The sequence below is a fragment of the Pseudoxanthomonas composti genome (assembly GCF_004122095.1).
In the GTDB taxonomy this organism is placed as follows: Bacteria; Pseudomonadota; Gammaproteobacteria; order Xanthomonadales; family Xanthomonadaceae; genus Pseudoxanthomonas_A; species Pseudoxanthomonas_A composti.
The window spans coordinates 25,752-51,759 of sequence record NZ_SAWZ01000001.1; the positions used below are offsets into that span (position 1 = coordinate 25,752).

General features: G+C 69.6%; 9 protein-coding genes and 2 tRNA genes. 4 read left to right on the plus strand and 7 right to left on the minus strand.

Going from position 1 to position 26,008, the window contains the following annotated elements; all coding sequences use genetic code 11:
• Positions 1-27 precede the first annotated feature (27 nt).
• Together EPA99_RS00100 and EPA99_RS00105 are read left to right on the plus strand one after the other, a co-directional pair.
• Complete coding sequence (locus tag EPA99_RS00100) at positions 28-1,500, plus strand: hypothetical protein (RefSeq protein WP_129469168.1); 1,473 nt, start codon at positions 28-30, stop codon at positions 1,498-1,500.
• A 1,079-nt stretch (positions 1,501-2,579) separates the two neighbouring features.
• A complete protein-coding gene (locus EPA99_RS00105) occupies positions 2,580-3,977 on the plus strand; it encodes a hypothetical protein (protein WP_129469169.1) in 1,398 nt (465 codons plus the stop codon).
• An 88-nt stretch (positions 3,978-4,065) separates the two neighbouring features.
• Here the strand turns inward: EPA99_RS00105 and EPA99_RS00110 are convergent, their stop codons facing one another.
• A complete protein-coding gene (locus EPA99_RS00110) occupies positions 4,066-11,271 on the minus strand; it encodes an amino acid adenylation domain-containing protein (RefSeq protein ID WP_164978510.1) in 7,206 nt (2,401 codons plus the stop codon).
• A gap of 22 nt (positions 11,272-11,293) precedes the next feature.
• Positions 11,294-18,439, minus strand: coding sequence for a polyketide synthase (locus tag EPA99_RS00115; protein ID WP_164978511.1), 7,146 nt, complete (start codon positions 18,437-18,439; stop codon positions 11,294-11,296).
• A gap of 251 nt (positions 18,440-18,690) precedes the next feature.
• Here EPA99_RS00115 and EPA99_RS00120 point away from each other — a divergent pair, with 251 nt between their 5' ends.
• On the plus strand, positions 18,691-19,125 hold the full coding sequence (locus EPA99_RS00120) for a J domain-containing protein (RefSeq protein ID WP_129469172.1): 435 nt from the start codon (positions 18,691-18,693) through the stop codon (positions 19,123-19,125).
• Positions 19,126-19,157: 32 nt separating this feature from the next.
• On the opposite strand, the gene EPA99_RS00125 is transcribed toward EPA99_RS00120, so the two are convergent.
• On the minus strand, positions 19,158-20,552 hold the full coding sequence (locus tag EPA99_RS00125) for a TIGR03013 family XrtA/PEP-CTERM system glycosyltransferase (RefSeq protein ID WP_277751633.1): 1,395 nt from the start codon (positions 20,550-20,552) through the stop codon (positions 19,158-19,160).
• A gap of 120 nt (positions 20,553-20,672) precedes the next feature.
• Positions 20,673-21,431, minus strand: coding sequence for a 4'-phosphopantetheinyl transferase family protein (locus EPA99_RS00130; RefSeq protein ID WP_164978512.1), 759 nt, complete (start codon positions 21,429-21,431; stop codon positions 20,673-20,675).
• Positions 21,432-21,573: 142 nt separating this feature from the next.
• Here EPA99_RS00130 and EPA99_RS00135 point away from each other — a divergent pair.
• Positions 21,574-21,650 (plus strand) — tRNA-Arg (locus EPA99_RS00135).
• 1,115 nt (positions 21,651-22,765) lie between these two features.
• On the opposite strand, the gene EPA99_RS00140 is transcribed toward EPA99_RS00135, so the two are convergent.
• From EPA99_RS00140 to alaS, 3 genes are all read right to left on the minus strand, one after another.
• Positions 22,766-22,858 (minus strand) — tRNA-Ser (locus tag EPA99_RS00140).
• 70 nt (positions 22,859-22,928) lie between these two features.
• Positions 22,929-23,126, minus strand: a complete 198-nt coding sequence (gene csrA, locus EPA99_RS00145) for a carbon storage regulator CsrA (RefSeq protein WP_129469174.1) — start codon at positions 23,124-23,126, stop codon at positions 22,929-22,931.
• 143 nt (positions 23,127-23,269) lie between these two features.
• Entirely contained in the window at positions 23,270-25,924 is a 2,655-nt protein-coding gene (alaS, locus tag EPA99_RS00150) for an alanine--tRNA ligase (RefSeq protein WP_129469175.1), read from the minus strand.
• Between the last annotated feature and the right edge of the window lie 84 nt (positions 25,925-26,008).

Below are 26,008 nucleotides of genomic sequence, written 5' to 3' on the forward strand. Positions count from 1 at the left end.
CGCCACAGACACTTCCCGGGAGGCTCCATGCAATCGTTGCAACATTCCACGTACCGCAGGGCGGTGCGTTTCCTGTCCCCGTTGTCGCTGACCCTGTTCGCAGCCGCCTGTTCGGGCTCGGGGTCCAACGCCTCCGTCGCCCCGGCCCAGCCGACCCAGCCGGCCCCGCCCAGCCAACCCACCCCGACGCCCACGCCAACCCCCACGCCGGCCGCAGCGGTGTGCGATGGCTTCTACCAGAGCGGCTTCGTCCTCGCCGAGGGCAAGACCACCGTGGCCATGAAGGCGCTGGCCAAGCCGGCCAAGGGCGTGCGCTTTGCCGAGCCGAACTTCGGCACCTGCGAGGTCCGCGCCACCGCCCACGACAACGAGCCGCCGCGCGGCTTCGCCCGCAACGATTACTCGCGCCGGCAGGCCTTCAACGCCGACAACACCTATTTCATCGTCAATGCCTCCGATGGCTGGTGGCACCTGTACGACGCGCGCACGCTCAAGTACATCTCGGCGCTCTCGCCCAAGGTCGCCAACCCGAGCGTGGCCGCCGAGTTCCACCTGGCCGGCGATGCCGAACCGCAGTGGGACGCGCGCGACCCCAACATCCTGTACTACGTGACCACCAATGGCGGCACCAAGCTGCTGAAGCTGGACGTGCGCACCAATAGCTACTCGGTGGCCGCCGACTTCCGCGGCAAGCTGCCGGCGTGGGGCGCCAACGTGGCGCACATCTGGACCAAATCCGAAGGCTCGCCTTCTGCCGATTCGCGCTACTGGGGTTTCCAGGCCGAAAACGCCAGCTTCGGCCTGCTGGGCTACTTCGTGTGGGACCTGCAGGCCAACAGGCTGGTCGGCAGCTACGCCAGCACCGATCGCCCCGACCACGTCAGCATGTCCGCCTCGGGGCGCTGGTTCGTCACCTCTTCCGACACGGCCGGCACCTGGGCCTGGGCGCCGGACTTCAAGACCAAGAAGCTGCTGCATCGCAAGAGCGAGCACTCGGACCTCGCACTGGGCGAGGACAAGCACGACCTGTATGTGTCCATCGACTACCAGAGCAACGACGGCGACGTGTTCTACGTGGATGTGGACAACTGCCCGGCCGTGGACGCCAGCGCCACCCTGGCCAGCGCCACGCTGTGCCCGCGCACGGTGCTGTTCCCCACCTATCTCAACGGTGCGGCCGCGGCGATGCACTTCTCCGGCAAGGCCTTTTCGCGCCCGGGCTGGGTGGTGCTGAGCACCTATGCCACCACCGCCTCGCGCGACGGCGCCCTGCCCTGGTACACCGACAAGGTGCAGGTGGTGGAACTGAAGGCCAATCCCCGCATCTACCCGGTGGCCTTCACCCACCGCAACGAGTCGCTCAGCGGCTACTGGTCCGAACCGCAGGCCTCGGTCAGCCGCGACCTGACCCGCATCGCCTTCAACAGCAACTGGGGCGGCAGCAGCAACGAAGACATCGACACCTACATCGTCTCGCTGCCGACCACGGCGGTGCCGTAAGTTTCCTGGGCTGCGAACCACAACGGGGCGCCAAGCGCCCCGATCGCCGTCCGGCCGTTGCGCAGCGCGCCTGATCGAACGGCAAGGCAGCTCCGCCCAGCAAGCACGGAAGGCACATGGCGTGCCCGCCGACGACGCCGATGCAGGCCTGGGCTATCCGCCAGGCGGCGTCGGCCCAGCCAGGCGGCGTCGTAGCGCACGCACGTCGTCGGTGAACCTTCGGCGCGGCAGGCAGTCCAGGCCAAAAGCGGCCGGCTTTCCAAGACGCACCACCGTTTCGGTTCGGCCTCACGACCGGGCGCATGCCGGCCGCGCCAAGGCCCGCCACCACGCGTCTAACGCGCGACGCGCCATCCACTCGCTCAGCAGCGTGCCGGACACGTCCGCCCACTGCGGGCGCCATGGCAGACAAGCGCGCATGTGCTCGGTTTACCAAGCAGGCCCACGCAGGCCGGAAGCGCGGCTTCCAGCATGGCGGCGCGGACCGTCTCCATTCTGCCGAGACCGACGCGTCGTGCCCGCGCCCGGCCCAGAAGCAAGCCAGGCACTCCGCCGCACGCGCTCACGCGCGTGGTCGAACCCGCTGCGATCGGCGCGCCTGCCTTGCAGACAGTCGCGTCAGCCGCATGCTCCCCGCCCCTCGGATGCAGGCCAACCCCAGGCCTGCGGAGCAGAACGGCAACAGCGCCGGCGCCTGTCCTCGCACCTGCGACCAGCGGTCCATCAGATGCGGATTACGCACAGTTGGACGGCGCTCGAATCCAGCGCAAGTCACTGAATTCATTGAATTCCTAAGCATCTCTGTACTAAAACTGAATGTCATATGAAGCATTCAGCTATCGTCCTCCAGACTATGGCCGGTTTTCCAGCCGTCCGCGTTACCCCCGTTCCTCCCGTTCCACACATCCCCCCTGCTCACGCCACGCAACGACACACGGTCATCCGCCAAGGACATCGTGCGCGTCGAGCGTCCCCCTGGTGTGTCCAGACCATAGATCCACCTGACCGATTCAACATTCAGCGACTCATTCCAAGCTTTGACCGCGGCGTCAGGCGCTGCGGGCACTACCGGAGGTTTCATGCAACCACTGCAACACCGTAAGCCGCGCAAGGCGCTGCGTACCTTGTCCCTGTCCTCGCTGGTCCTGCTGGGCCTGGGCGCGGCGTATTCAGCGCAGGCCGCTACCCCGCTTGGGGTCTGCGACGGCTTCTACAAGGACGGTTACCTGGTCAAGGAAGGCAAGAACACGGCCGCCATGAAGGCGCTGGCCAAGCCGGCCAAGGGCAAGCGCTTTTCCGAGCCGAACTTCGGCACCTGCGAGGTCCGCGCCACGGTGCACGACGGCGAACCGCCCAGCCGCTTCGCGCGCAACGATTACTCGCGCCGGCAGGCCTTCAATGCCGACAACACCTATTTCATCGTCAATGCCGCCGATGGCTGGTGGCACCTGTACAACGCCCGCACCCTCAAGTACGTGTCGGCGCTCTCGCCCAAGGTCGCCAACCCCAGCGTGCCGGCCGAGTTCCACCTGGCCGGCGACGCCGAGCCGCACTGGGACCCGAGCAATCCCAACATCCTCTACTACGTGACCACCAACGGCGGCACCAAGCTGCTGAAGCTGGACGTGCGCACCAACAGCTACTCGGTGGCCGCCGACTTCCGCGGCAAGCTGCCGTCCTGGGGCGCCAGCGCCGCGCACATCTGGACCAAGTCCGAAGGCTCGCCCTCGGCCGATGGCCGCTACTGGGGTTTCCAGGCCGAGAACGGCAGCTTCGGCCTGCTGGGCTACTTCGTGTGGGATCTGAAGTCCAACAAGCTGGTCGGCAGCTACCAGAGCAAGGACCGGCCCGACCACGTCAGCATGTCCGCTTCCGGGCGCTGGTTCGTGACCTCCTCCGACACGGCCGGCACCTGGGCCTGGGCGCCGGACTTCAAGACCAAGAAGCTGCTGCACCACAAGAGCGAGCACTCGGACATGGCCCTGGGCAAGGACAAGCACGACCTGTACGTGTCCGTGGACTACCAGAGCAGCGCCGGCGATGTGTTCTACGTGGACGTGGACAAGTGCCCGGCCGTGGCCGCCAGCGCCACGCTGAAGAACACCAAGCCCTGCCCGCGCACGGTGCTGTTCCCCACCTACGTCAACGGCGCGGCCGCGGCGATGCATTTCTCGGGCAAGTCCTTCTCCAAGCCGGGCTGGGTGGTGATGAGCACCTACGCCACCTCGGCCTCGCGTGACGGCAAGCTGCCCTGGTACGCCAACAAGGTGCAGGTGGTGGAACTGAAGGCCAACCCGCGCGTGTACCAGGTCGCCTACACCCACCGCAACGAATCCATCAGCGGCTACTGGTCCGAGCCGCAGGCCTCGGTCAGCCGCGATCTGACCCGCATCGCCTACAACAGCAACTGGGGCGGCAAGAGCGCCGAGGACATCGACACCTACCTGGTGACGCTGCCGCCGACTGCCATCCCGTAAGCTCGCATGATTGGCATGGAAACGGGGCGCCTGGCGCCCCGTTTTCGTGTCCGCCCGGCATGCGCCCCCCGGCCACCGCCTGCGTGCGCTAAAGGAAGGACGAGCCTGCCAACGGCCACAGGTAGCAGAGCAGGCGCATGGCGCGTCCACCGATGGCGCCGGCACGGGCACCGAAGCCTGCGCCATCGGCCGCGGCATCGCGCTGGGACGGCTCGGCCGCGGCCGTCATCGCCGGGCGCGAGGCACTTCCCGACAACGCCCGCGCCAGCGCCGCTGGCAGCTCGGGCGATTCCATCAACGTGGCGTGTCGGCCGCGGATGGACACCACCTCCACCCGCGGCGACATGGCATCCCAGCCCAGCGATGGCCGTGGATCGCCCTGCTCGCTGGCACGGAACAGCACGATCGGCACATCCATCGGCTGCGGCCGATAGCGCAGGTACGCCTCGTAATGCGCCGCCTCCACGTAGGCGTAGCGCAGGCTGTGCGGTAGGGCGATCTGCAGGTGCCGGCACACCGATGCGTAGGCGCGGACGCTGCGGCTGCGCAGCCCCTCGCCCAGCCAACGCCACAGGCCACCGGCGCGCTGGCGGCGGCTGGGCGCCTGGGCAGGCTGTCCGGGGCCTTCCGGACCAGTTGGATCGTGCGCGGTGTCCGGCTCCAGCGAGGCCAGGGTGTCGAACAGTCCCAGGAACGCGACCTGCTCGCCCGCCTGTTGCAGCTGGCAGGCGATCTCGTAGGCAATGGCGCCGCCCATCGAGCCGCCGGCCAGCAGATACGGGCCGGCCGGCTGGACCCGGCGGATCTCCAGCAGATAGCGCCGGGCCATGGACTCGATCCGGCGCAGCGGCGGGGTCTTGCCATCCAGGCCCACGGCCTGCAGGCCGTAGATCGCCCGCCCCGGCGGCAGCACTTCGGCCAGGGGCTTGTAGTTCAGGACATTGCCGCCGACAGCGTGGACGAAGAACAGCGCCGGCTGCCCCGGCGTGCCGGCCCGCATCGGCACCAGCGGCGCCCACGGATCGTCCTGCGGCACCGGGTCGGCCTCATCCACCGCGCCCGCGTCGCGATAGGCCTGGGCCAGGCCTTGCACCGTCGGCGCGCTCAACAGCGTGGCCAGCGGCAGGTTCACCCCGGTGCGCTGGTTGATCTGGTGGAACAGCTTGACCGCCGGCAGCGAGTGCCCGCCAAGCCCGAAGAAGTCCTCGTGCCGCCCCACGCTGGGGGTGTCCTCCAGCACGTGCGACATGGTCCGCGCGATGAAGCGCTCCAGCTGCGTGGCCGGCGCTTCGGCCGGCGTCGGCGCATACAAGGCGTCCGCCGCCTGCGAGGCCAGGGCCGGCATCGCCCCAACGCCCACCAGTTCGGCCGTCAGCGCATCGGGAAGATCCGGCGACTGCAGCAGGGCGGCGTGGCTGCCGCTGAGGTCGACCACCTTCAGCCGCGGCGACATCGCCTCCCAGCCCAGGCCCGGGCGCGCATCGCGCTGCTTGCTGGCGCGGAACAGCACCAGCGGCAGGTCCGTCGGCTCCGGGGTATGGCGCAGATACGCCTGGTAGTGCGCGCCTTCCACCAGGGTGTAACGCAAGGCATGGGGAAGCTCGCGCCCCAGCACCCGGTACAGCGCCGCACGGGTGTGGCGCTGGCGGCGGTGCACGCCATCGCGCAACCAGCTCCAGGCCCCGTCCAGCCACGAGGCGCGCGAGTCCATGCGCAGGCGCAGGCGCGACCAGACCCGGCCCACGCCCGGCTGCATGGCCTGCTCCACCCCGCGCATGTCCGCCTGCAGGGTCGCCAGCGAATCCACCAGGCCCACGAACGCCACCTGCTCGCCGTCGCGGTGCAGCTGGCGGCCGATCTCGTAAGCGATCACCCCGCCCATCGACCAGCCCGCCAGGTGATACGGGCCCCTGGGCTGCACGCGGCGGATCTCCTGCGCATACAACCGCGCCATCTCGCGCACGCTGCGCAGCGGGGCGGTCTTGCCATCCAGGCCGAGTGCCTGCAGCCCGTACACCGGCAGGGCGGCCGGCAAGGCGTCGACCAGTCCCTTGTAGCTCAGCACGTTGCCGCCGACGGCGTGTACCAGGAACAGCGGGCTGGCCGCTGGCGAGCCCGGCTGCATGCTCACCAGCGGCGCCCAGGGCCCGGCCACGGCGACCACCGCACCGGGCTGGGAGACCTCGTCCACCGCCCCCGCCGCGCGATAGGCCTGGGCCAGGCCGCGCACGCTCGGCGCATTGAACAACGTGGCCAGCGGCAGGTTCACCCCGGTCTGCCGGGTGATGCGGTGGAACAGCTTCACCGCCAGCAGCGAGTAGCCGCCCAGCTCGAAGAAGTCCTCGTCCAGGCCGACCGCCGGCAGGCCCAGCACCTCGGCCATGATGGTGCCGATGCGCCGCTCCAGTGGCGTGCCCGCCTCGATCTCGGCCGGACGCCGCGGCGCCAGGTCCGTGCGATCGTCCGCTGCGGCCGTCGCCGGATCGGCTTGCAGAATCTGCGCGGTCGGTTCGGGCAGCGCGCCCAGTTGCTCGAGCTGGCCGTTGAGCCGCAGGCGCGCATGCATGCCGGTGGGCACCGCCTGGCCATCGCTGGCATCGCGCGGGACGGCCCAGAGCTGCCCGGCCACACCCACCGGGCATGGCTGCCCGAGCGCATCGCGCACATCGCCGCCCAGTCCGGCGGCGGTCCACTGCGCCAGCCAGGCGCGCTCCTTGTCGCAGCGCAGGTCCACCTCGCCCACCGCCACCGCCGGGTTATCGGCGATGGCCTTGAGCAAGGTCACGAAACGCTGGTTGATCAGCGCCGCATTGGCCTCGGACAGGATGTCGGTGCTGTAGCCCAGGGCGCCGGACAGGCCGTGTTCGTGCTCCAGAAACCACAGCCCGATATCGGTATGCATGCCCTTCTGGAAGGTCAGCAGGTGCTCGTGCTCCAGCGCGCCCCAGCGGGTCTGCCGCGCACGCACGTCCTGGAAGGAGAACAGCGCCTGATAAACCGGCGAGCGCGACAGATCGCGCGGCAGGCGCAAGGCGCGCACCAGCGCCTCGAACGGCACCTCCTGCCAGGCGAAGGCCTCCACCACCGCCTGGCGCACCTGGGCGACGAAGGCGTCGAAGGGCAAGGCCGGATCGACGCGCAGCTTCAGCGGCAGCACGTTGACGAAGAAGCCCATGATGCGCTCCAGCGCCTCCTCGGCGCGGTTGCGCACCGGCAGGCCCACCACCAGCTGCTGCTGGCCGCCCAGGCGGTGCAGCAGCACGAAGTACGCGGCCAGCAAAGTCATGAACAAGGTCGCGCCGGTGGCATTGCCCACACGCCGCAGGGCGTCGGCCGTGCTGCGGTCCACCTGCACCCATTCGGTGGCGCCCTGCCCGCTGGCGTGCTTCGGGCGGATGCGATCCTCCGGCAGGCGCAGCGGCTCCAGGCCGCCGGACAGGTGCCGCGTCCAGTAGGTCAAAGCGGCCTGCGCCTGTGCCGACCCGGCCTGCTGGTGCCACTGGGCGTAGTCGCCGTAGTCCACCTCCAGCGGCGGCAGCGGCGAAGGCTGGCCCTTGCTGAAGGCCTCGTACAAGGCCGCCATCTCGCTGTAGAACACGTCGAAGGACCAGCCATCCCAGATCAGATGGTGGGTCATGAAATACAGCACGTGGTCGTCCTGTCCCAGCCGGAACAGCCGCGCGCGGAACAGCGGCCATTGCCCGTCGAGCACGAAGGGCGTGGCGGTCATCTGCTCCATCTGCGCCTGCAGCGCGGCGTCGCGCTCGCCCTCCGGCAGCTCGGACAGGTCCGTCGGCGGCAGCAGCTGCGAGGGGACGTGGTCGAGCGCGCGCTGGCGGGCGTCCTCGCCGGCCTGCACGATCACCGTGCGCAGGCTGGGCTGGCGCCGCACCATCTCGTCGAAGGCGGCCTGGAAGGCCAGCAGATTCATGGGCCCGCGCAGGCGGTGCGCGGACGGGGTGTTGTAGGCGACCGTGCCCGGCTCGACCTGCTCGTAGATCCACAGCCGCTGCTGCATCGGCGTCAGCGGCGCATGCCGCCGATCCTCACGCGGGGTGATGGGCCTGACCCGGGCCTGCGCCTCGTCCAGGGAAAGCGCGCGCAGCGCGGCCGTCAGCCTGCGCGCGGTCGGCGCTTCGAACACGCAGCGCAGCGGCACGGGCGTGCCCTGCAGGCGCGTCAGCTCGGCGACCAGGCGTGCGGCCAGCAGCGAGTGGCCGCCGACTTCGAAGAAATGCTCGTCCGCCGCCAGCGCCGCGCGGCCCAGTACCCGCGCCATGGTGGCCTGCACCTGGGCCTGCAGGGGGTCATCGCTGTCCGGCGAGGCACTTGCCACCGAGTCGCGCCCGGCCGCCGCCGGACGCGGGGCGGCCAGCTGCGGCGCCGGCAGCGCCTTGCGGTCGATCTTGCCGTTGGGCAGCAGCGGGATGGCGGCCAGCAGCACCAGGTGCTGCGGCACCATGTACTCGGGGAGCACGCCGCGCAGCCGGGCGCGCAGCTCGGCCTCGTCCAGGGCCAGGCCCGCCTCGGGCACCACGTAGGCGACCAGGCGCGGGTCGTCGGCCCGGTCCTCGCGCACCATGCAGACCGCGCGGGCCACGCCGGCACAGGCGGCCAGCTGGCTCTCGATCTCGCCCAGCTCGATGCGATAGCCACGCAACTTGACCTGAAAGTCCAGGCGGCCCAGGTGTTCGAGCTGGCCATCGGCGCGCCAGCGGCCGCGGTCGCCGGTGCGATACAGGCGCGCGCCGCCACCCAGCGTATCGGCGATGAAGCGCTCGGCGGTCAGCTCCGGGCGATGCAGGTAGCCCAGCGTCACGCCCTGCCCGCCGATGCACAGCTCACCAGGCACGCCCAGCGGGCACGGCAGGCCATTGGCGTCCAGCACCCAGACCTGGGTGTTGGCGATGGGGCGACCGATGTGGATGTCCGGCGCGCCGCCATCGGTAGCGGCAACGACGCGCGCGCAGGTCGACCACACCGTGGTCTCGGTCGGGCCGTAGAGGTTCCACAGCGCGCCGCAGCGCGCCAGCAGCGCGGTGGCCAGATCCGAAGGCAGCGGCTCGCCGCCGCAGAGCGCGCGGAAGTCCGGATGGCCGCGCCATTCGACTTCCACCAGCATCCGCCAGGTCGAGGGCGTGGCCTGCATGACCGTGGCGCCGTGCCGGGTCAGTAACGCCGCCAGGGCCATGCCATCCATCGCGGTGGCGCGGTCGGCCAGCACCACGCTGGCACCCACCGACAGCGGCAGCATCAGCTCCAGCACGGCGATGTCGAAGGACAGCGTAGTCACCGCCACCAGCACGTCGTGGGCCTCCAGCCCCGGCTCGCGCGCCATGCTGGCCAGGAAATTGGCCACCGCCCCATGCGGCACGCATACGCCCTTGGGCTGGCCGGTGGAGCCGGAGGTGTAGATCACGTAGGCGACATCGTCCGGCGCGATCGGCGCGGCGGGCACCACCGCACCCGGGTCCATGGCCGCGATGCGCTCGGCCTGTGCTTCCAGCACCAGCAGGCGCGCCGGCGCGTTGGCGAAGCGTTCCAGCAGGGACTGCTGGGTCAACAGCGCGGCAAGCCGGGCGTCCTGGACCATGTAGGCCAGGCGCGAGGATGGAAAGTACGGATCCAGCGGCACGTAGCCGGCGCCGCTCTTGAGGATGCCCAGCAGGGCCGCCAGCATCTGCGGCCCGCGCTCCAGCGCCAGCCCCACCAGATCGCCCTTGCCGATGCCCTCGGCCAGCAGAAAGCGCGCGATGCGATTGGCCTGGGCCTCCAGTTGCGCATAGCTCAGCGCATCCTGGCCGCTGTGCACGGCGATGGCCAGCGGCGTGCGCGCGGCCTGCAGCTCGTAGGCCCCGTGCATGGTGGCGGGCACTTCCAGCGCGGTGGCCTCGGGCTGCAAGGCCTCCAGTTCGGCCTTGTGCGCCGCGCTCATCAGCGGCAGTTTGCCCAGCGCGCACGTCGGCTCGGCCGCCGCGGCCGCCAGCAAGGTGCCGTAGGCCGCCAGCCAGTGGTGCACGGTGGCGGCCTCGAACAGGTCGGTGTTGTATTGGCATTCCAGCCGCAGCCCGCCATCGACCTGCACCGCGTTGACCGACAGCTCGAAGTTCTCGTGCGTGCGCGGATTGGTGGTGAAGCTCCCCTGCAGGCCGGTAAAGCCCAGCTTGGGCAGGTCCAGCGACTGGTCGATGTTGAACATCACGCTGACCAGCGGCAGGCGCGCCGGATCGCGCGGAACCTGCAAGGTCTTGAGCAGGGTGCCGAAGGTGTGGCGGCCGTGCTCCAGCGCATCCAGCAAGGTCGTCTGCGCCGCGTCCAGCGCGTGCGCGAACGGCAGCGCCGGGTCCACGTCGAAGCGCAGCGGCAGCAGGTTGACGCAATGGCCGACCAGGCGCTCGTGTCCATCGAAGGACTGGCCGGCGGCGGGGATGCCGATGACCACATCGCGCTCGCCGCTGATGCGCGAAAGCAACGTCGAAAACCCGGCCAGCAAGGTCGCGAACAGGCTGGCGCCGCGGCGCGCGCCGGCCTTGCGCACGGCGCCCAGCAGGGCCGCGTCCAGCAGCAGGTCCTCGCGCGCGGAGGCGAAGGTGCGGCGCGCAGGCCGTGGGCGATCCAGCGGCAGGTCCAGCACCGGCACCGCGTCGGCGAAGCGCGCGGCCCAGTAGCGAGCATCGGCCTGGGCCTGCGGCCCGTCGGGTTGCGCGGCCAGGGCCAGGGCGTGGTCGGCGTACCCCTCGGCCGGCTCCAGCGGCGCGCCGCTGCGGGTGCTGTGCCAGGCGTAGGCCTGGCCCAGCTCGCGCACCATCACCCACCACGACCAGCCGTCGCAGACGATGTGGTGGGCATGCATCAGCAGCAGGTGCGAGCCGGGCGAGAGCCCCAGCAGCTCGGCGCGGAACAGCTCGCCCTGCTCCAGGACGAACGGCGTCTGCACCCCGGCGCGGCGGCGCTCGTTCACGGCGGCGGCCTGCGCCTGCGGCGACAGCGCCGACAGGTCCAGGCGCTGCAGCACGAAGCTTGAGCGCTCCGGCACCCAGAAGCTCTCGCCATCCGGGCCGATGCCGGCCCGCAGCGCGTCGTGCGCACGGACGACATCGCCCAGCGCGGCCGCCAGCGCGTCCGCGTCCAGCGCGCCGTCGAGCTGCAGGGCGACCGATTCGTTGTAGGCCAGGGTCGCCTCGGCTTCCAGCCGCGTGGCCAGCCACAGCTCGCGCTGCGGCTCGGTGGTGGGCACCACCCGGCTCAGCGCTCCCTGCGCGAACGGGTCGTAGTCCACCCGCCTCGGCGCCATGTCCGGCGACGCCTTCTCCACCTCAGCCGCCCACCTTGAGGTAGCCGCCGGGCTCGGCCTCGTTCGGCACATACCAGCCGGGTCGGCCGTCGGGATCGAGGCCCAGCCTGGCCCCCGGCACCGGCGGGCGCTGCGCATCCATGTCCAGCCCGGGCATCGTCGGCCGGGCCACCACGCGCCGCGGCAGCAGGCCCGCGTCCTGCAGCTCCAGCACCGAAGCCTTCCAGGCATCGGCGATGGCGCGCATGTCCGCCTCGGTATGCGCGCTGGTGAAGAAGCACGGGAAATTGTCGAGGATATGGATGCCGCGGCTGCGCATCATCGCGAACAGCAGGTCCTGCAGCGGATGGTCTTCCTCGAAATACGTGCGCCACAGCGAGGCGAAGTGCCGCACCTGCAGCGGCGCGCCGACATCGCGGGCGAAGGCGTTGAGCTCCTCGGCCATGGTGGTGGTCAGCGCATTGATGCCGGCCTGCAGCTGCGGACCACTGGCGATCATGTGGTCCAGCGAGGCATTGGCCGCGGCCAGGGTCAGCGGATGGCGCACAAAGGTGCCGGCGAAATAGGTCACGCCCACCTCCGGCACCGAGTCGTCGCCGTACTGCCAGCGCCCGCCGTCCAGCGCATCCATGTAGTCGCGCTTGCCGGCGATCACGCCGATCGGGAAGCCGCCACCGACCACCTTGCCGTAGGTCGCCAGGTCCGCCTGGATGCCGAACAGCGCCTGCGCCCCGCCCGGATGCGAGCGGAAGCCAGTGATCACCTCGTCGAAGATCAGCACCGTGCCGCTGGACTGGGTCAGCGTGCGCACCTGCTGCAGGAACTCCACGGGCTGGAAATCCGGCCGGCGGCTCTGCACCGGCTCGACCAGCACCGCGGCCAGCTCGTGCGCATGTTCGCGCAGGGTGCGCAGGGCGTCCTCGGTGCCGTAGTCCAGCACCAGCACCTGCTCGGCGGTATTGCGCAGGATGCCCGGCGCGGCCGGCACCGCCTTGCCCTTGGGCGTGGCGCGCACGATCACTTCGTCGTTGATGCCGTGGTAGGAGCCGGTGAACAGCGCGACCTTGCTGCGTCCGGTCACCGTGCGCGCGATGCGCAGCGCGCCCAGCACCGCCTCCGAGCCGGTATTGCACAGCGCCGCGCGGTCGTGACCGGTGAGCTGGCAGACCTTGCGCGAGACCTCGCCCGCCAGCGGATGCTGCGGGCCGATCTCATAGCCCAGCTCCATTTGCCTGAGCACGGCCTGGGTGACGAACTCGGGCTGCCAACCGAACAGGCTGGCACCGAAGCCGTTGAGCGCATCGACGTACTCGTTGCCATCGATGTCCCACACGCGCGAGCCGCGCGAGCGCTCGATCACGATCTGGTAGACGATCTCCTTGGTCAGCGGACGGAAACCGGTGACCACGCGCGGGTCGGCCATGTGCGGACGATGCTCGCCGGTGTAGCGCTTGGAACCTGGCGTGCGCGCCTGGTAGCGCGCCATGAACGCATCCAGCGCGGCGCGCTGCTGCGTATCCAGCGCGATCCCGCCGGTGCTGTCGATGCGGGCAATGGCACCGAAGGCTTTCTTGACGTCGTAGCGCGCCGGGCCGGCTTCTTCATCGGTCGACGCCGGCGGCACGGGCGTTGCGCTGACCGCTGCCGGCCGCGGGGCCTGCAAAGGCGTCGGCGAGGGTTGCGGGGCAGGCATCGGCGTGCCCGACAGCAAGGCCAGCTGCTGGGACATCAGCTGCATCTGCTGCTGAATCAGCGCGCGCAGATCATCGCCCACCGGCAGCGAGCCGGCCTGCGGCAGCGCTACGGGCGCGGCCTGCACGGGCAGCACCGCCGCGGGCGCCGCCACCGCCGTCGGCGTCGCTTGCGCCACCTCGGCCGGCAGTTGCGCATCCAGCAGCGCGGCCAGCTTGGTGATGCTCGACTGCTCGGCCATCAGCTGACGGAAACCGATCCGCACGGCGAAGGTCTTCTGCAGCTGCAGGGCCACCTGGGTCAGCGTCAGGCTATCCAGCCCCAGCTCCATGAAATGGGTGTCGCCCTCCTCCACGCCGATCTCGAAACCGGCCACGTCCTCGAACAGCTCGCGCAACTGGGCAGACAGCGCGGGAATGCGCGAGGCGGGGGACACGGCGGCGGGGGCAGAGGACATGAACGACTCCTGGGGGGGCGCGGCGGGCACCGGGGCTTCCATGGGCCCGGCGGCAGGGGCTGCCTGGACGGCAGCGGGTGCTTCCACCCAATAACGTCGACGCTGGAAAGAATAGGTCGGCAGGCGCAGGCGAAGGCGCCGGGCGCGTCGGTCCAGGCGCGCCGGGTGCAGCGCGACCCCGGCGCACCACAGTTGGCCGAAGGCGCCGAGCACGGCGGTGCGTTCGTGGTCGGCCGCATCGCTCAGGGAGGCGATCGCGCTGGCGCCGCTGGCGCGCACCGCCGGGTGCTGGCGCGCCAGCGCGCACAGCGTGCCGCGCGGGCCGATCTCCAGCAGCAGCGCCTGCGGGGACTCGGCCAGGGTGGACAGGGCCGAGGCGAAGCGGACAGGCTCGCGCAGGTGCCGTGCCCAGTAATCGGCGGACACCGCGGTCTGGGCATCCAGCCACTGGCCGGTGGCGCTGGAGACGATGGGCAACGTGGGCGCCTGGCGGGCGACGGCCTCCAGGGCGACGCGGAACGGCGCCACGACCGGGTCCATCATCGCCGAATGGAACGCGTGCGAGGTCCGCAGCGGACGGCACGCCACGCCCTGCTCGGTCAGCTGCGCCTGCAGGGCATCCACCTGCGGCTGCGGCCCGGCCACCACGCAGGCTCCCGGCGCGTTCTCCGCAGCCAGGCACAGGTCTTGGCTGAGCAAAGGCAACAGCCGCTCGGCGTCCATGCGCACCGACAACATGCTGCCGGCTGGCTGCGCCTGCATCAGGCGCCCCCGCAAGGCCACCAGTCGCATCGCGTCTTCCAGGGCGAACACCCCGGCCAGGGTGGCCGCGACGAACTCGCCCACACTGTGTCCCACCATTGCCGTGGGCTGCAGGCCCTGCGCCATCCACCAGCGCGCCAGCGCGTACTCCAGCGCGAAGATCGCCGGCTGCATCACCGCCGTGGGAACCAGCGCCTGGGCGTCCTCGCCGAAGGCCAGCGTGCGCAGATCGGCCCCCAGTTCGGCTTCCGCCGCCCGGGCGCAGGCATCGAAGGCCTCGCGGAACGCCGGCTCGGCCGCATACAGCGCCCGGCCCATGCCGGCGTACTGCGCCCCCTGGCCCGGGAACATGAACACCAGCGGCCGGCGCGCCGCATCGTCGGCAGTGCCGGCGGCCTTGCTGACGCGCAGGGCCTGGACCGCGCCCGCCGCGTCCTGCGCCGCCACCGCCAGCCGATACGGAAAGGCACGACGGCCATCGGCCAGCGTCCACGCCACGTCGGCCAGGTTGAGACCCGGCTGGCGCTCCAGGGCATCGGCCAGCGCCGCAGCCATCTGCTCCAGGGCCGCCGGCGCGCGCGCGGACAGCACCAGCAGCTGCGGCCCATCGGCCGGGTCCGAAGCGACCTGCTCGGGGGCCTGTTCGATCACCACGTGCGCGTTGGTGCCGCCGACGCCGAAGGAGCTGACACCGGCCCGGCGCGGCGCGCCATCGGCCTGCGGCCAGGCCTCGGTGCCGGCGCTGACGGTGAACGGCGTGCGCGCAAAATCGATGGCCGCACTCGGCGCGCGGTAATGCGCCGTACCCGGGAGGCGGCCTTCGGCCACCGACAGGGTGGCCTTGATCAACCCGGCCGCGCCCGCGGCCATCAGGGTATGGCCGATGTTGCTCTTGACCGAGCCGACCCGGCAGAAGCCCAGATCGGAGGTGCTGGCGGCAAAGGCGCGGGCCAGGCCCTCGATCTCGATGGGATCGCCCATCGGCGTGGCCGTGCCATGCGCTTCGACATAGCCGATCTCGCGCGCCTGCACCTGGGCATCGGCGTGCGCCATGGCGATCACCGCCGCCTGGCCCTCGCTGCTGGGCGCGGTAAAGCTGGCCTTGCCGGCGCCATCGTTGTTCAAGCCGGTGCCACGGATCACCGCCTGGATCGGGTCGCCATCGGCCAGCGCATCGGCCAGCCGCTTGAGCACCAGCACCGCGGCGCCATCGCTGAACACCGTGCCGCCGGCCGAGGCATCGAAGCTGCGCGTATGGCCATCGGGCGAGAGCATCGCGTCGGGCTGGTAGAGGTGGCCGCTGTTGACCGGACAGGTGATGGCCACGCCACCGGCCAAGGCCATGTCGCAGCGCCCTGCGCGCAGGCTGTCCACCGCCTGGCACACGGCCACCAGCGAGGTCGAGCACGCGGTCTGCACCGTGATCGCCGGGCCGGTGAGGTCCAGGCGATGGGCCACGCGCACGGCCAGGTAATCCTTTTCGTTGCCCAGCATCACCTGGAAGGCGCCCGCGCGCTCGACCTTGTCCGGGTGCGCCAGCACGTTGTGCTGGTAGTAGCTGGCGTTGTACATGCCGGCGAACACGCCTACCGGCCCCAGCTCGGGCCCTGGCGCATGGCCGGCGCGCTCGATCGCCTCCCAGCACAGTTCCAGGAAGATCCGCTGCTGCGGGTCCATCAGTTCCGCTTCGCGCGGCGAGATGCCGAAGAAGCCGGCATCGAACAGGTCATGGCCCTCCAGCACGCCCCGCGCCGGAACGTAGGCCGGGTCATCGCGCAGTGCCGGGGCGATGCTGGGATCGAGCTGGCCAGGCGTGAAGCGCGTAATCGAATCCACGCCCTCGCACAGGTTCCGCCAGAACGTCTCCACGTCCTGCGCGCCCGGCACGCGCGCGGCCATGCCCACGATGGCGATCGGCTCGCGCAGGTTGCGCGCCTGCGTCCTGGGCAGGCGGCGGCCGGGGATGGCCGTGGCCGACCCGTCCAGCTCGACAGCCAAGCCTGCCGGCGTGGGCGAACGGAAGATTGCCGTGGGCGGCAGCGGCCCCAGCCCGGCGGCCTGGATCCGCTGCAGCAGGCGCATGGCCAGCAGCGAACTGCCGCCCAGCTCGAAGAAGCCATCGTCGCGGCCCAGCCCGTCCAGGCCGAGGACCTCGCCGAACAGCGCGCACAGCGTGGCTTCCCGCGCATCGCGCGGCGCCGCGTACGGCCCGGCCCAGTCGGGACGGTCACGCGCCGGCGCCGGCAGCGCACTGCGCTCCAGCTTGCCGTTGGGCGATGTCGGCAGCGCCTGCAGGCGCACGAACGCCGACGGCAGCATGTAGTCCGGCAGCTGCTGGGCCAGCGCGCCGCGCAGTGCATCGACCACGCCCTGGGCGCCATCGGCCACCACGTAGGCCACCAGGCGTCGCAGCCCCGGTACGTCCTCGCGCGCGACCACTGCGGCCTGGCGCACGCCCGGCAGGCCCAGCAGGCAGGCTTCCACCTCGCCCGGCTCGACCCGGTGTCCACGGATCTTGACCTGGAAGTCGGCACGGCCCAGGCACTCCAGCGTGCCATCGGCCTGCCAGCGCCCCAGGTCGCCGCTGCGATACATGCGCGCACCGGGAGCGTTGGAGAACGGATCGGGCACGAAGCGCTCGCCGGTCAGGTCATCGCGGCCCAGATAACCATCGGCCAGCACCGGACCGGCCAGGAACAGCTCGCCGGCCACGCCGTTGGGCACGTGCCGGCCCTGCCGATCCAGCACGTAGACGCGGGCGCGCTGGATCGGCGTGCCGATCGCCGGCAGCATCGGCCACAGCGCCGCATCCGGCGCCAGCGTCAGCGCGGTGATGACGTGGGTCTCGGTGGGCCCGTAGTGGTTGTGCAGTCGCGCGCCGGTGGCCTGGAACAAGCGCCGGATGCGCGGCTCGATCCGAAGCGCCTCGCCCGCGGTGATCACCTGCTTCAGGGCCAGCGCGGGGAGCGTGTCCACTGCCGCGGCCTCGTAACCTTCGGCCAGCATCTGCAACGCGAAGTACGGCAGGAAGATGCGCTCGATGCGATGGTCAGCCAGGAACGCCAGCAACCGCGCACCGCTCAGCCGCGCGTCCTCATCCGGCAGATGCAGCTCACCGCCGCCGCACAGCGTGGTGAAGATCTCCTGGAAGGCCACGTCGAACCCCAGGGCCGCGAACTGCAGGGTCCGCTGCGACACGTCCAGCCCCGGCTGCCGTTGCTGCCAGTGGATCAGGTTGATCAGCGGGCCATGCGGCATGGCCACGCCCTTCGGGCGCCCGGTGGAGCCGGAGGTGTAGAGCACGTAGGCCAGCGAGGCCGGCGACGGCTGCGGCAACGCGACTTCGGCCGCCTCCGCCTGCATCAGGCGGTCCAGTGTGAGCACCGTGCTCTGCACGCCCGCACGCTCAAGCAGCGGTGCGATGTCCTGGAGGCGATCGGCCAGCACCACGCGCGGCGCGCTGTCGATCAGCGCGGTCATCCGCCGCTCCTGCGGATAGTCCGGATCCTGCGGCACATAGGCCGCGCCAGCCTTCAGCACCGCCAGCACGGCCACCACCATCTCGATGCTGCGGCCGGCATGGATGACCACGCGATCGCCGGGCTGCACGCCCTGCGCCACCAGCATCGACGCGGCGGCCTGCGCATGGCGCTGAAGGCCGGCGTAGTGCAGCTGGCGCGCGCCATGCACCAGCGCCACGGCCTGCGGCGTCCGCCGCGCCTGGGCCTCGAACAGCGCCGGAACGCTGTCCGCTTCCAGCGCCGGCACCGGGCCCGCACGGTGCATGGCTTCGATCAACGCACGCTGCTCGTCCTCGTCCAGCAGACCGACCTCGTCCCAGGGCTGCCCAGGCTGCGCGAGCGAGGACGCCAGCTGGAGTTCCCACCACCGCAGCAGACGCTCGGCTGTGGCGGCTTCGTAGTACGCCGCGTCGTACCACAGCGTCGCACCGATGCCGCCTGCGCCGGCGTCCTGCACGCACAACGCAAGCTCACAGCCGGGTAATACGTCCTCTCGCCTTGTCCACGTGAACCCGGCGCCCGCCGGCGCCAACGCGCTGCCATCGTCGAACAGCGCAAGCTCGGCGCCCAGCGCCTGGTGCGACACGCCCTCGGGCAGTGCCTGCCGCAGCTGCGCGCCCTGCGACATGCCCCACAGGGCGACCGACATCGAGGCCTGATGGCCCAAGCGTCCGAGCAGGGCCGCCCAGGCTGTCGCCCCGGACATGGCCAGATCCATGCCCGGGCTCGCCGGCATCGCAGACACCTGCCGGCTGACGCTTCTACGCTCGCCGCGATCCCCCTCCGGACCGGCAACCGCTGCGCGGTCTCTTGGTAGGTGACGGAACGATGGGCCCATGCCCAATCGCCCCGCATCTCCTGTCATCATCTCGGACGCTCCGAATGTCCTATGTTGCGTCTTGCCCCCGTCCAAGGGAACGCACGACACATCACCAGACGGACACGCATCGCAAAATAGCAGGTGCGCCGTGAACGGGCCCAAGTCTGATGGGGAATGTTTTGAAGCTGGATTTCTCGCAGTTGTACGCACAACTCGATATCGAGCCAGGCTGCAGCCTGGACGAGTTCCGCCGCGCCTACCGGCGCCGGATCGGCACGCTGCATCCTGATCGCAGCACGTTGCCGGAAGAAGCCGATCTGGCTTCGGAGCTGAACATGCTCTACGAGCATGCCATCGACTTCCACAAGCGCTTCGGCCGCCTGCCGGGGGCGGCGCCTTCGCCCGCGCCCGCTGTGGCCGATGGCCCGGCCTTGCCGTTGCAGCGCGTGGCGCCCATGGAGTCCGTGCGCGCCGCGCCGGTGCCCGCGCTGCCCGAGCCGCAGCCGCCCTCGCGCTACCGCCGGACGCTGTGGCTGCTGATCGTCCTGGCCATCATCGGCAGCATCCTGTGGGACAGCTTCGCCTGGCGCCTGGGCTTGTGAAGCACCCTAGCGCGTTTGCGCAGCCGCGGCGCTCAACGCGCGCCACGGCCGAACATCACCACTTCCACCGTCTGCAGCAGGATCATCAGGTCGAACACCAGACCGTGGTTCTTGACGTAGAACAGGTCGAACTTCAGCTTCTCCTCGGCGTCCTTGACCGAGGCGCCGTACGGGTAGCGTAGCTGCGCCCACCCGGTCAGGCCGGGCTTCACGCAGTGGCGCACACCGTAGTAGCGGATCTCGTGGTTGAGCATGTCCACGAACTGCGGACGCTCCGGGCGCGGCCCGACGAAGCTCATGTGACCGCGCAGCACCGCGAACAGCTGCGGCAGCTCGTCCAGGCGGGTCAGGCGGATGAACTTGCCGACCCGGGTCACCCGGTCGTCGCCGCGGCTGGCCCAGCGCGCCTTGCCATCGCCTTCGGCATCCACCCGCATGCTGCGGAACTTGGTGAGCTTGAAATGGCGGCCGCCCTCGCCCACGCGCTCCTGGCTGTAGAGCACCGGGCCACCGGACTCGAGCCAGACCGCCGCGGCGACCAGCAACATGAAGGGCCAGGCGACCAGCAGCAGCAGGAACGCGGCGGCCAGGTCGAAACAGCGCTTGCTCAGGCGACGCGGCGTGGAGTAGTCGAAGCCGCCGGAAAAGACCAGCCACGACGGGTCGGCGACGTTGAGCTGCACCATCCCCGCCTCGCGCTCGAAGAAGGTGGACAGGTCGATGATGGAGATCCCGCGCTGCACGCACTCCAGCATCTGCTCCATCGGCAGGCCGCCGCGGCGCTCGTCCGGCGCGATCAGGATCTCGTCGATCTGCAGCCGGGTGGCCAGCTCGCCCAACGGCAGCTTGCCCTCCACCAGCAGCGAGCGGTCGACTTCCACCACCTGCCCCTCCACCGGCACGAAGCCGACGATGACGAAGGTGGCGCGGTCGCTGCGCCGACGCAGGCGGGTATTGAGCAGGTTGGCGTTGGTTCCGGCGCCCACCACCAGAATGCGCTGGCGCAAGGACTCGACCCGGATCACGTGCAGGACCAGCAGGCGCAGCAGGGTGATGCCGATGAAGGCCAGCACCAGCGCCATCACCATCACGCCGCGTCCGATATAGACCACCGGGATCAGGTAATAGGCCACGGCCAGCGCCACACCGCCGAAGCCGAAGGACAGCGTCAGCCGCAGCAGCAGGTCGTTGATGCTGTGGCGCACATGCGACTGGTACAGCCCCAGCGCCGCCATCGCACCGGTCACGGCCAGCGACAGCATCAGCGCACGCAGGGGCGCCAGTTCGAAGAAGGCGCGATGCGTCTGCTCATCGTCGTGGAAACGGACCCAGGCCGCGACGATCACCGACGTGGTCAGCACAAGCATTTCCGCCAGCCACAGCACGCGCATGGCGCGCGTCTTGCGGCTGTATTGCATCATGTTCATTCAGCCTTCCCACCAGTCTGGATGCTGCCAAAGGACCTCGGCAGCCCGCGCATGGAGCGCGATGTGCAGGTCAGAACGCGGACCTGCCAGCGGACCGGCCACGCGCTGCGCGCAACCGGCTCAGGGGCGAAGCCAGTGGGCGGCCGGCGCCATCCCCGGCGCATGCGCCAGCGCCAGGCAGACAGGCGCTTCCAGGGCCAGTTCGGAGACCTGGACCCAATCGCCCAGGCCCGGCAGGCGGAAGGGCGTATCGCTTGGCGCCACGAAGGTTTTCGGCTCCAGCGACAAGCCCAGCCCTGCCCGCTTCAGCGCTGCTTCCTTGCGCGTCCACAGACGCAAGAGGCCCATGTGATCGGCCTGGCCGTGCACGACCAGGCTGTCGCGCTCGTGCGGGTGGCACACGTAGTCCTCCAGGCCTTCCATGCCGGCGGCGCGCTCGCGGCTTTCCAGGTCCACCCCGACCCGGCCCTGCGTGGCCCAGGCGAAGGCGAAGGCGAACCACGGGCCTGCATGACTCAGGCTGATGTCGCCCAGCCCGCTGGCCAACAGCGGGCGACCATCCGCATCGCGCGCCACCTCCACCTGCGCGGACGGCAACCCGATCGTGCGGGACAGCCACAGCCGCAGCAGCGCGTAACCCATGCAGCGCCACTGCTGCTCGTCGGCGCGGCGCAGGCGCGCCAGCTGCCGCCGATCGCGCTCGGAAAGGTAATGCGATGCCTGCCGTTGCCAGCATGACCACTGCCTGACGTCCACGACCACCACCGCCGCCTGCGTCGGCACGATGGTCGAGGCGCCCTCGCGCGCGATGGCGACCCGCAGGGCATCGTCGAGCGCACAGCTTGTCGCATTCAAAGGCATGCGCGAGGTGGCGCTCATTGCGGTAACAGGGGAAGAATCCATCGCATCCTCAACGCGTTCGGGAAGCCAGGCAGGCCAGCTTCGAGCCGAAGATGAAAAAATTGATGCCCAAGTGTTGACGAAAGCCTTCCGACCCCCAATAATCTCGCTCCTCGCAAGGGCGCCCGTAGCTCAGCTGGATAGAGTACCTGGCTACGAACCAGGCGGTCGGGAGTTCGAATCTCTCCGGGCGCACCACTGCGATGACACGAAAGAGCCAGCATTGCATGCTGGCTTTTTTGTTGCCTGTCGTTTGGGAGCCGCATGCTGTTTCTCGATGCGCGCGTGGCGCCGAAGGAGACCGCCAGCGTTAGGTAGATGGCCGGAAAGCCACAGATGCACGCCGCACGCTGCATTTCATCCATCCGGCCGACTGCAGATGATCGAGTCAGTTGAACCCTGCGCCAGGCATGGAACTGGCGGAACGGCTCTATCGCCACAGTCCCGCCAGACGCGCTCGTCGATATCGCCACGCAGGACGATGCGATCAAGCCATGACCGTCACTCAGAACATCCGACGCAGGCGCCCTGACTTTGGCCTCCACGTGCACAGCCACGGCAGCGCTGATGGCTCATGACGTGGTCCACGCGCCGCAAGGACGAGTGTCTTCTCGCCTCGGCGACGAATGATGGAAGCGCGCTCCATGAAGGAAGCGCTCTTCGACAAAGCGTGGCCTTTGGACCTCTCAAGCCCGCATCTGCGCTCCTGGTGGATCGGAGTTCGCCCACCAGCCCGGCCCCGACCAGGCGCGACTCCTCGGCCAGGTTAGCCATCCATGCCTCACGCGCCGCCGCAGCCATCCTGGTCCGCTTTCAGCTGCACCCGGCCGGAGCCAGGCGAGCCGATGGATTGCGACTTCTTTCCACTGGACTGGCAGCCATGACGCGAGCCAATGGCACGACAGGTACCCATCGATCGTGCGACAGATGACGCCCACTCGCGACCAGGCCGCGCGTTTCCCACTACGCGCGGGACAGGATCATCACAGGCGTGACTCATGCCAGTGCATGACACCGGCGAAAGCGGCAAACACCCTCAACGCCGCGCTCGGCCAGGGCAGCTCAGTCCCCGATGGACCGCAATAGCGCCAACCCGCTCCCTACTGCGGTGATGCGCATCAAGACAACGACAGGTAGCCGCCAACAACGACAGAAGCCGCATGCTTGCATTCAAACAGCGAGGCGGTCGCAGGAAAGATGGCCACGGTCCGAGCGAAATGCGATCCATCGAAGAGCGAGAGACGCACCGCCGCGCATCGACCGAAACGATGACAAAGAAAAGCCCGCCGGTTTCGCGGCGGGCTTTTCACGTCTGGCGGAGTGAGAGGGATTCGAACCCTCGATAGAGCTTTTGACCCTATACTCCCTTAGCAGGGGAGCCCCTTCGGCCACTCGGGCATCACTCCAAATCTGTTCACACCGTGGTGCGGCAGCCCTCAAGGATAACGGCTGACGAACGCGGCGGCAAACAAAATCTCAGTTGGAGTTGCCTTCGTAGGACTGCGGCTCTTCCCCGCGCTGGATGCGCTGGTAGATTTCTTCGCGATGCACGGCAACGTCCTTCGGTGCGGTGATACCGATACGCACCTGGTTGCCCTTCACGCCGAGGACGGTGACTGAGACCGAATCGCCGATCATCAGGGTTTCGCCGACTCGGCGGGTCAAAATCAACATTTTCAATCTCCGTAATCCGACAAGCGTAGCCTGTCGGAGGCGCACCTGACACCGGGGGGTGCAAACACGCTTCTCAAAAATTTAGGAACGTGAAACATGGTAGCGGGCGGCGCGTTCCGCCCGCAAGAGACCAATGCAAACAATCAGCCGCCCAGGCGTGCCTGGACCCAGGCTTGAACCCCTTCCAGCGCCAGTACAAGGGCGGGCCCGTCCTCGCCACCACCCTGGGCGAGATCCGGGCGACCGCCGCCCTTGCCACCGATCTGACTGGCGACATGGGCCAACAGTTCCCCGGCCTTGACCCGTCCGGTTGGGCTGCCGTTCACGCCGGCGACCAGGGCTGCCTTGCCGCCGTCGGTGCCCGCCAGAACGATCACCGAGTCCCCGAGCTGCTGCTTCAGCCGGTCGATGGCCTCGCGCAGCGCCTTGGCATCGAAGCCCTCCAGCCGCGCGGCCAGCACCTTGATGCCTGCCACGTCGTTGGCGGCGCTGGCCAGTGAGGAAGTCGCGCCGCTGGCGGCCTTGGCCTTGAAGCTCTCCAGCTCGCGCTCGAGTTTCTTCTGTCGCTCGATCACCTGGCGGATCTTGTCCACCACCTCCTGCGCGCTGCCACCCAGCAGGCGCGATGCCTCGCCCAGGGCCTGTTCCTCATGCGCAATGTGGTCGAGCGCACCCTGCCCGGTCACCGCCTCGATACGACGCACGCCGGCCGAGACGCCGCTTTCGCTGGTGATCTTGAACACCCCGATATCGCCGGTGCGCTGGACATGCGTGCCGCCGCAGAGCTCGGTGGAGTAGCCACCCATTTTCAGCACCCGCACACGCTCGCCGTACTTCTCGCCGAACAGGGCCATCGCGCCGAAATCCAGCGCCTCCTGCATGCCCATGCTGTGCACCTCGGCGGCATGGTTGGCGCGGATCTCGGCATTGACCCGGCGCTCGATCTCGGCCAATTCCTCGGCCGTGACCGGCTGGAAGTGCGAGAAGTCGAAGCGCAGGCGATCGGGCGCCACCAGCGAACCCTTCTGCTGCACGTGGGTGCCCAGCAACTCGCGCAAGGCCGCGTGCAGCAGGTGGGTCGCCGAGTGGTTGAGAATGGTCGCACCCCGGCGTGCGGTGTCGATGCCACCCTCCAGCTGCATGCCGCGCCGCAGGGCGCCGCTGACCAGACGCCCGCTGTGGCCATGGAACTGGCCGGCCAGCTTCAGGGTGTCATCCACCTCGAAGCGCACCTGACCTGCGGACAGCACGCCGGTATCGCCGACCTGCCCGCCCGATTCGCCGTAGAACGGGGTCTTGTCGAGCAGGACGATGGCCTCCTCGCCCGCCTCGATGGCCTCCACCGGACGGCCATCCTTGAGCAGGGCCACCACGGTCAGGCCGGCGGCCTCGTGCTGCTCGTAACCGAGGAACTCGGTGGGCTTGAGCTGGGCGACCAGATCGGCCGGCAGCGCGGTGCCGCCGGCGAACTTGCCGGCCGCACGCGCGGTCTTGCGCTGGGCTTCCATGGCGGCCTCGAAGCCGGCCATATCCACCTCGAAACCGCGCTCGCGCGCGATGTCGGCGGTCAGGTCCACGGGAAAACCATAGGTGTCGTACAGCCGGAACGCGTCGACGCCGGCAATCTGGCCGCTGGAGCGGGCCACGATCTCCTCGAAGATGCGCATGCCGCTGTCCAGCGTTTCGGCAAAGCGCTCTTCCTCGGCCTTGAGCGCGCGCTCGACCAGATCGCGTGCGGCCGGCAGCTCCGGATAGGCCCCGCCCATCAGCTCGACCAGCAGCGGCACCAGCTTGTGGAAGAACGGTTCGCGCACGCCGAGCATCCAGCCATGGCGCAGGGCGCGGCGGATGATCCGGCGCAACACGTAGCCCCGGCCTTCATTGGAGGGCAGCACGCCGTCGACGATCAGGAAGGAACAGGCGCGGATGTGATCGGCGATCACGCGCAGCGACTTGTTCTCAAGGTCCGCGGTGTCGGTCAGGCGCGCGACGTCCTTGATCAGGGCGGCGAACAGATCGATCTCGTAATTGCTGTGCACGTGCTGTAGCACGGCCACCAGCCGCTCCAGGCCCATGCCGGTATCCACGCAGGGCGCCGGCAGCGGGATCAGCGTGCCGTCGGGCTGGCGGTCGAACTGCATGAACACCAGGTTCCAGATCTCGATGAAACGGTCGCCGTCCTCGTCCGGCGAGCCCGGCGGGCCACCGGCGATGTGGGCGCCATGGTCGTAGAAGATCTCGGTGCAGGGACCGCAGGGACCGGTGTCGGCCATCTGCCAGAAATTGTCCGAGGCGAACGGCGCGCCCTTGTTGTCGCCGATGCGCACGATGCGCTCGGCCGGCACGCCGATCATGTCGTGCCAGAGCGCGTAGGCCTCGTCGTCGGTGTGATACACCGTGACCAGCAGGCGCTCGGGCGGCAGCTTCCAGACCTGGGTCAGCAGTTCCCAGGCCCAGGCGATGGCGTCCTTCTTGAAATAGTCGCCGAAGGACCAGTTGCCCAGCATTTCGAAGAAGGTGTGGTGGCGGGCGGTATAGCCCACCGCATCCAGATCGTTGTGCTTGCCACCGGCGCGCAGGCAGCGCTGGACGTCGGCCGCGCGTACGTAGCTGCGCTTCTCCGCGCCCAGGAACACGTCCTTGAACTGGACCATGCCCGAGTTGGTGAACAACAGGGTGGGATCGTTGCCCGGCACCAGCGGTGCGGAAGGCACGATGGTGTGGCCCTTGTCACGGAAGAAATCGAGGAAGTCCTGGCGGACCTGCTGGCTACTGGGGAGCTTGGCTGCGTTGTTCATCTGGACCGATGTGGGTTCGGGCACGTCGTGGGTGCCGCGATACCGTGCAGATGCGGACGCGCGCGCTTTCAGACAACCCTGGGC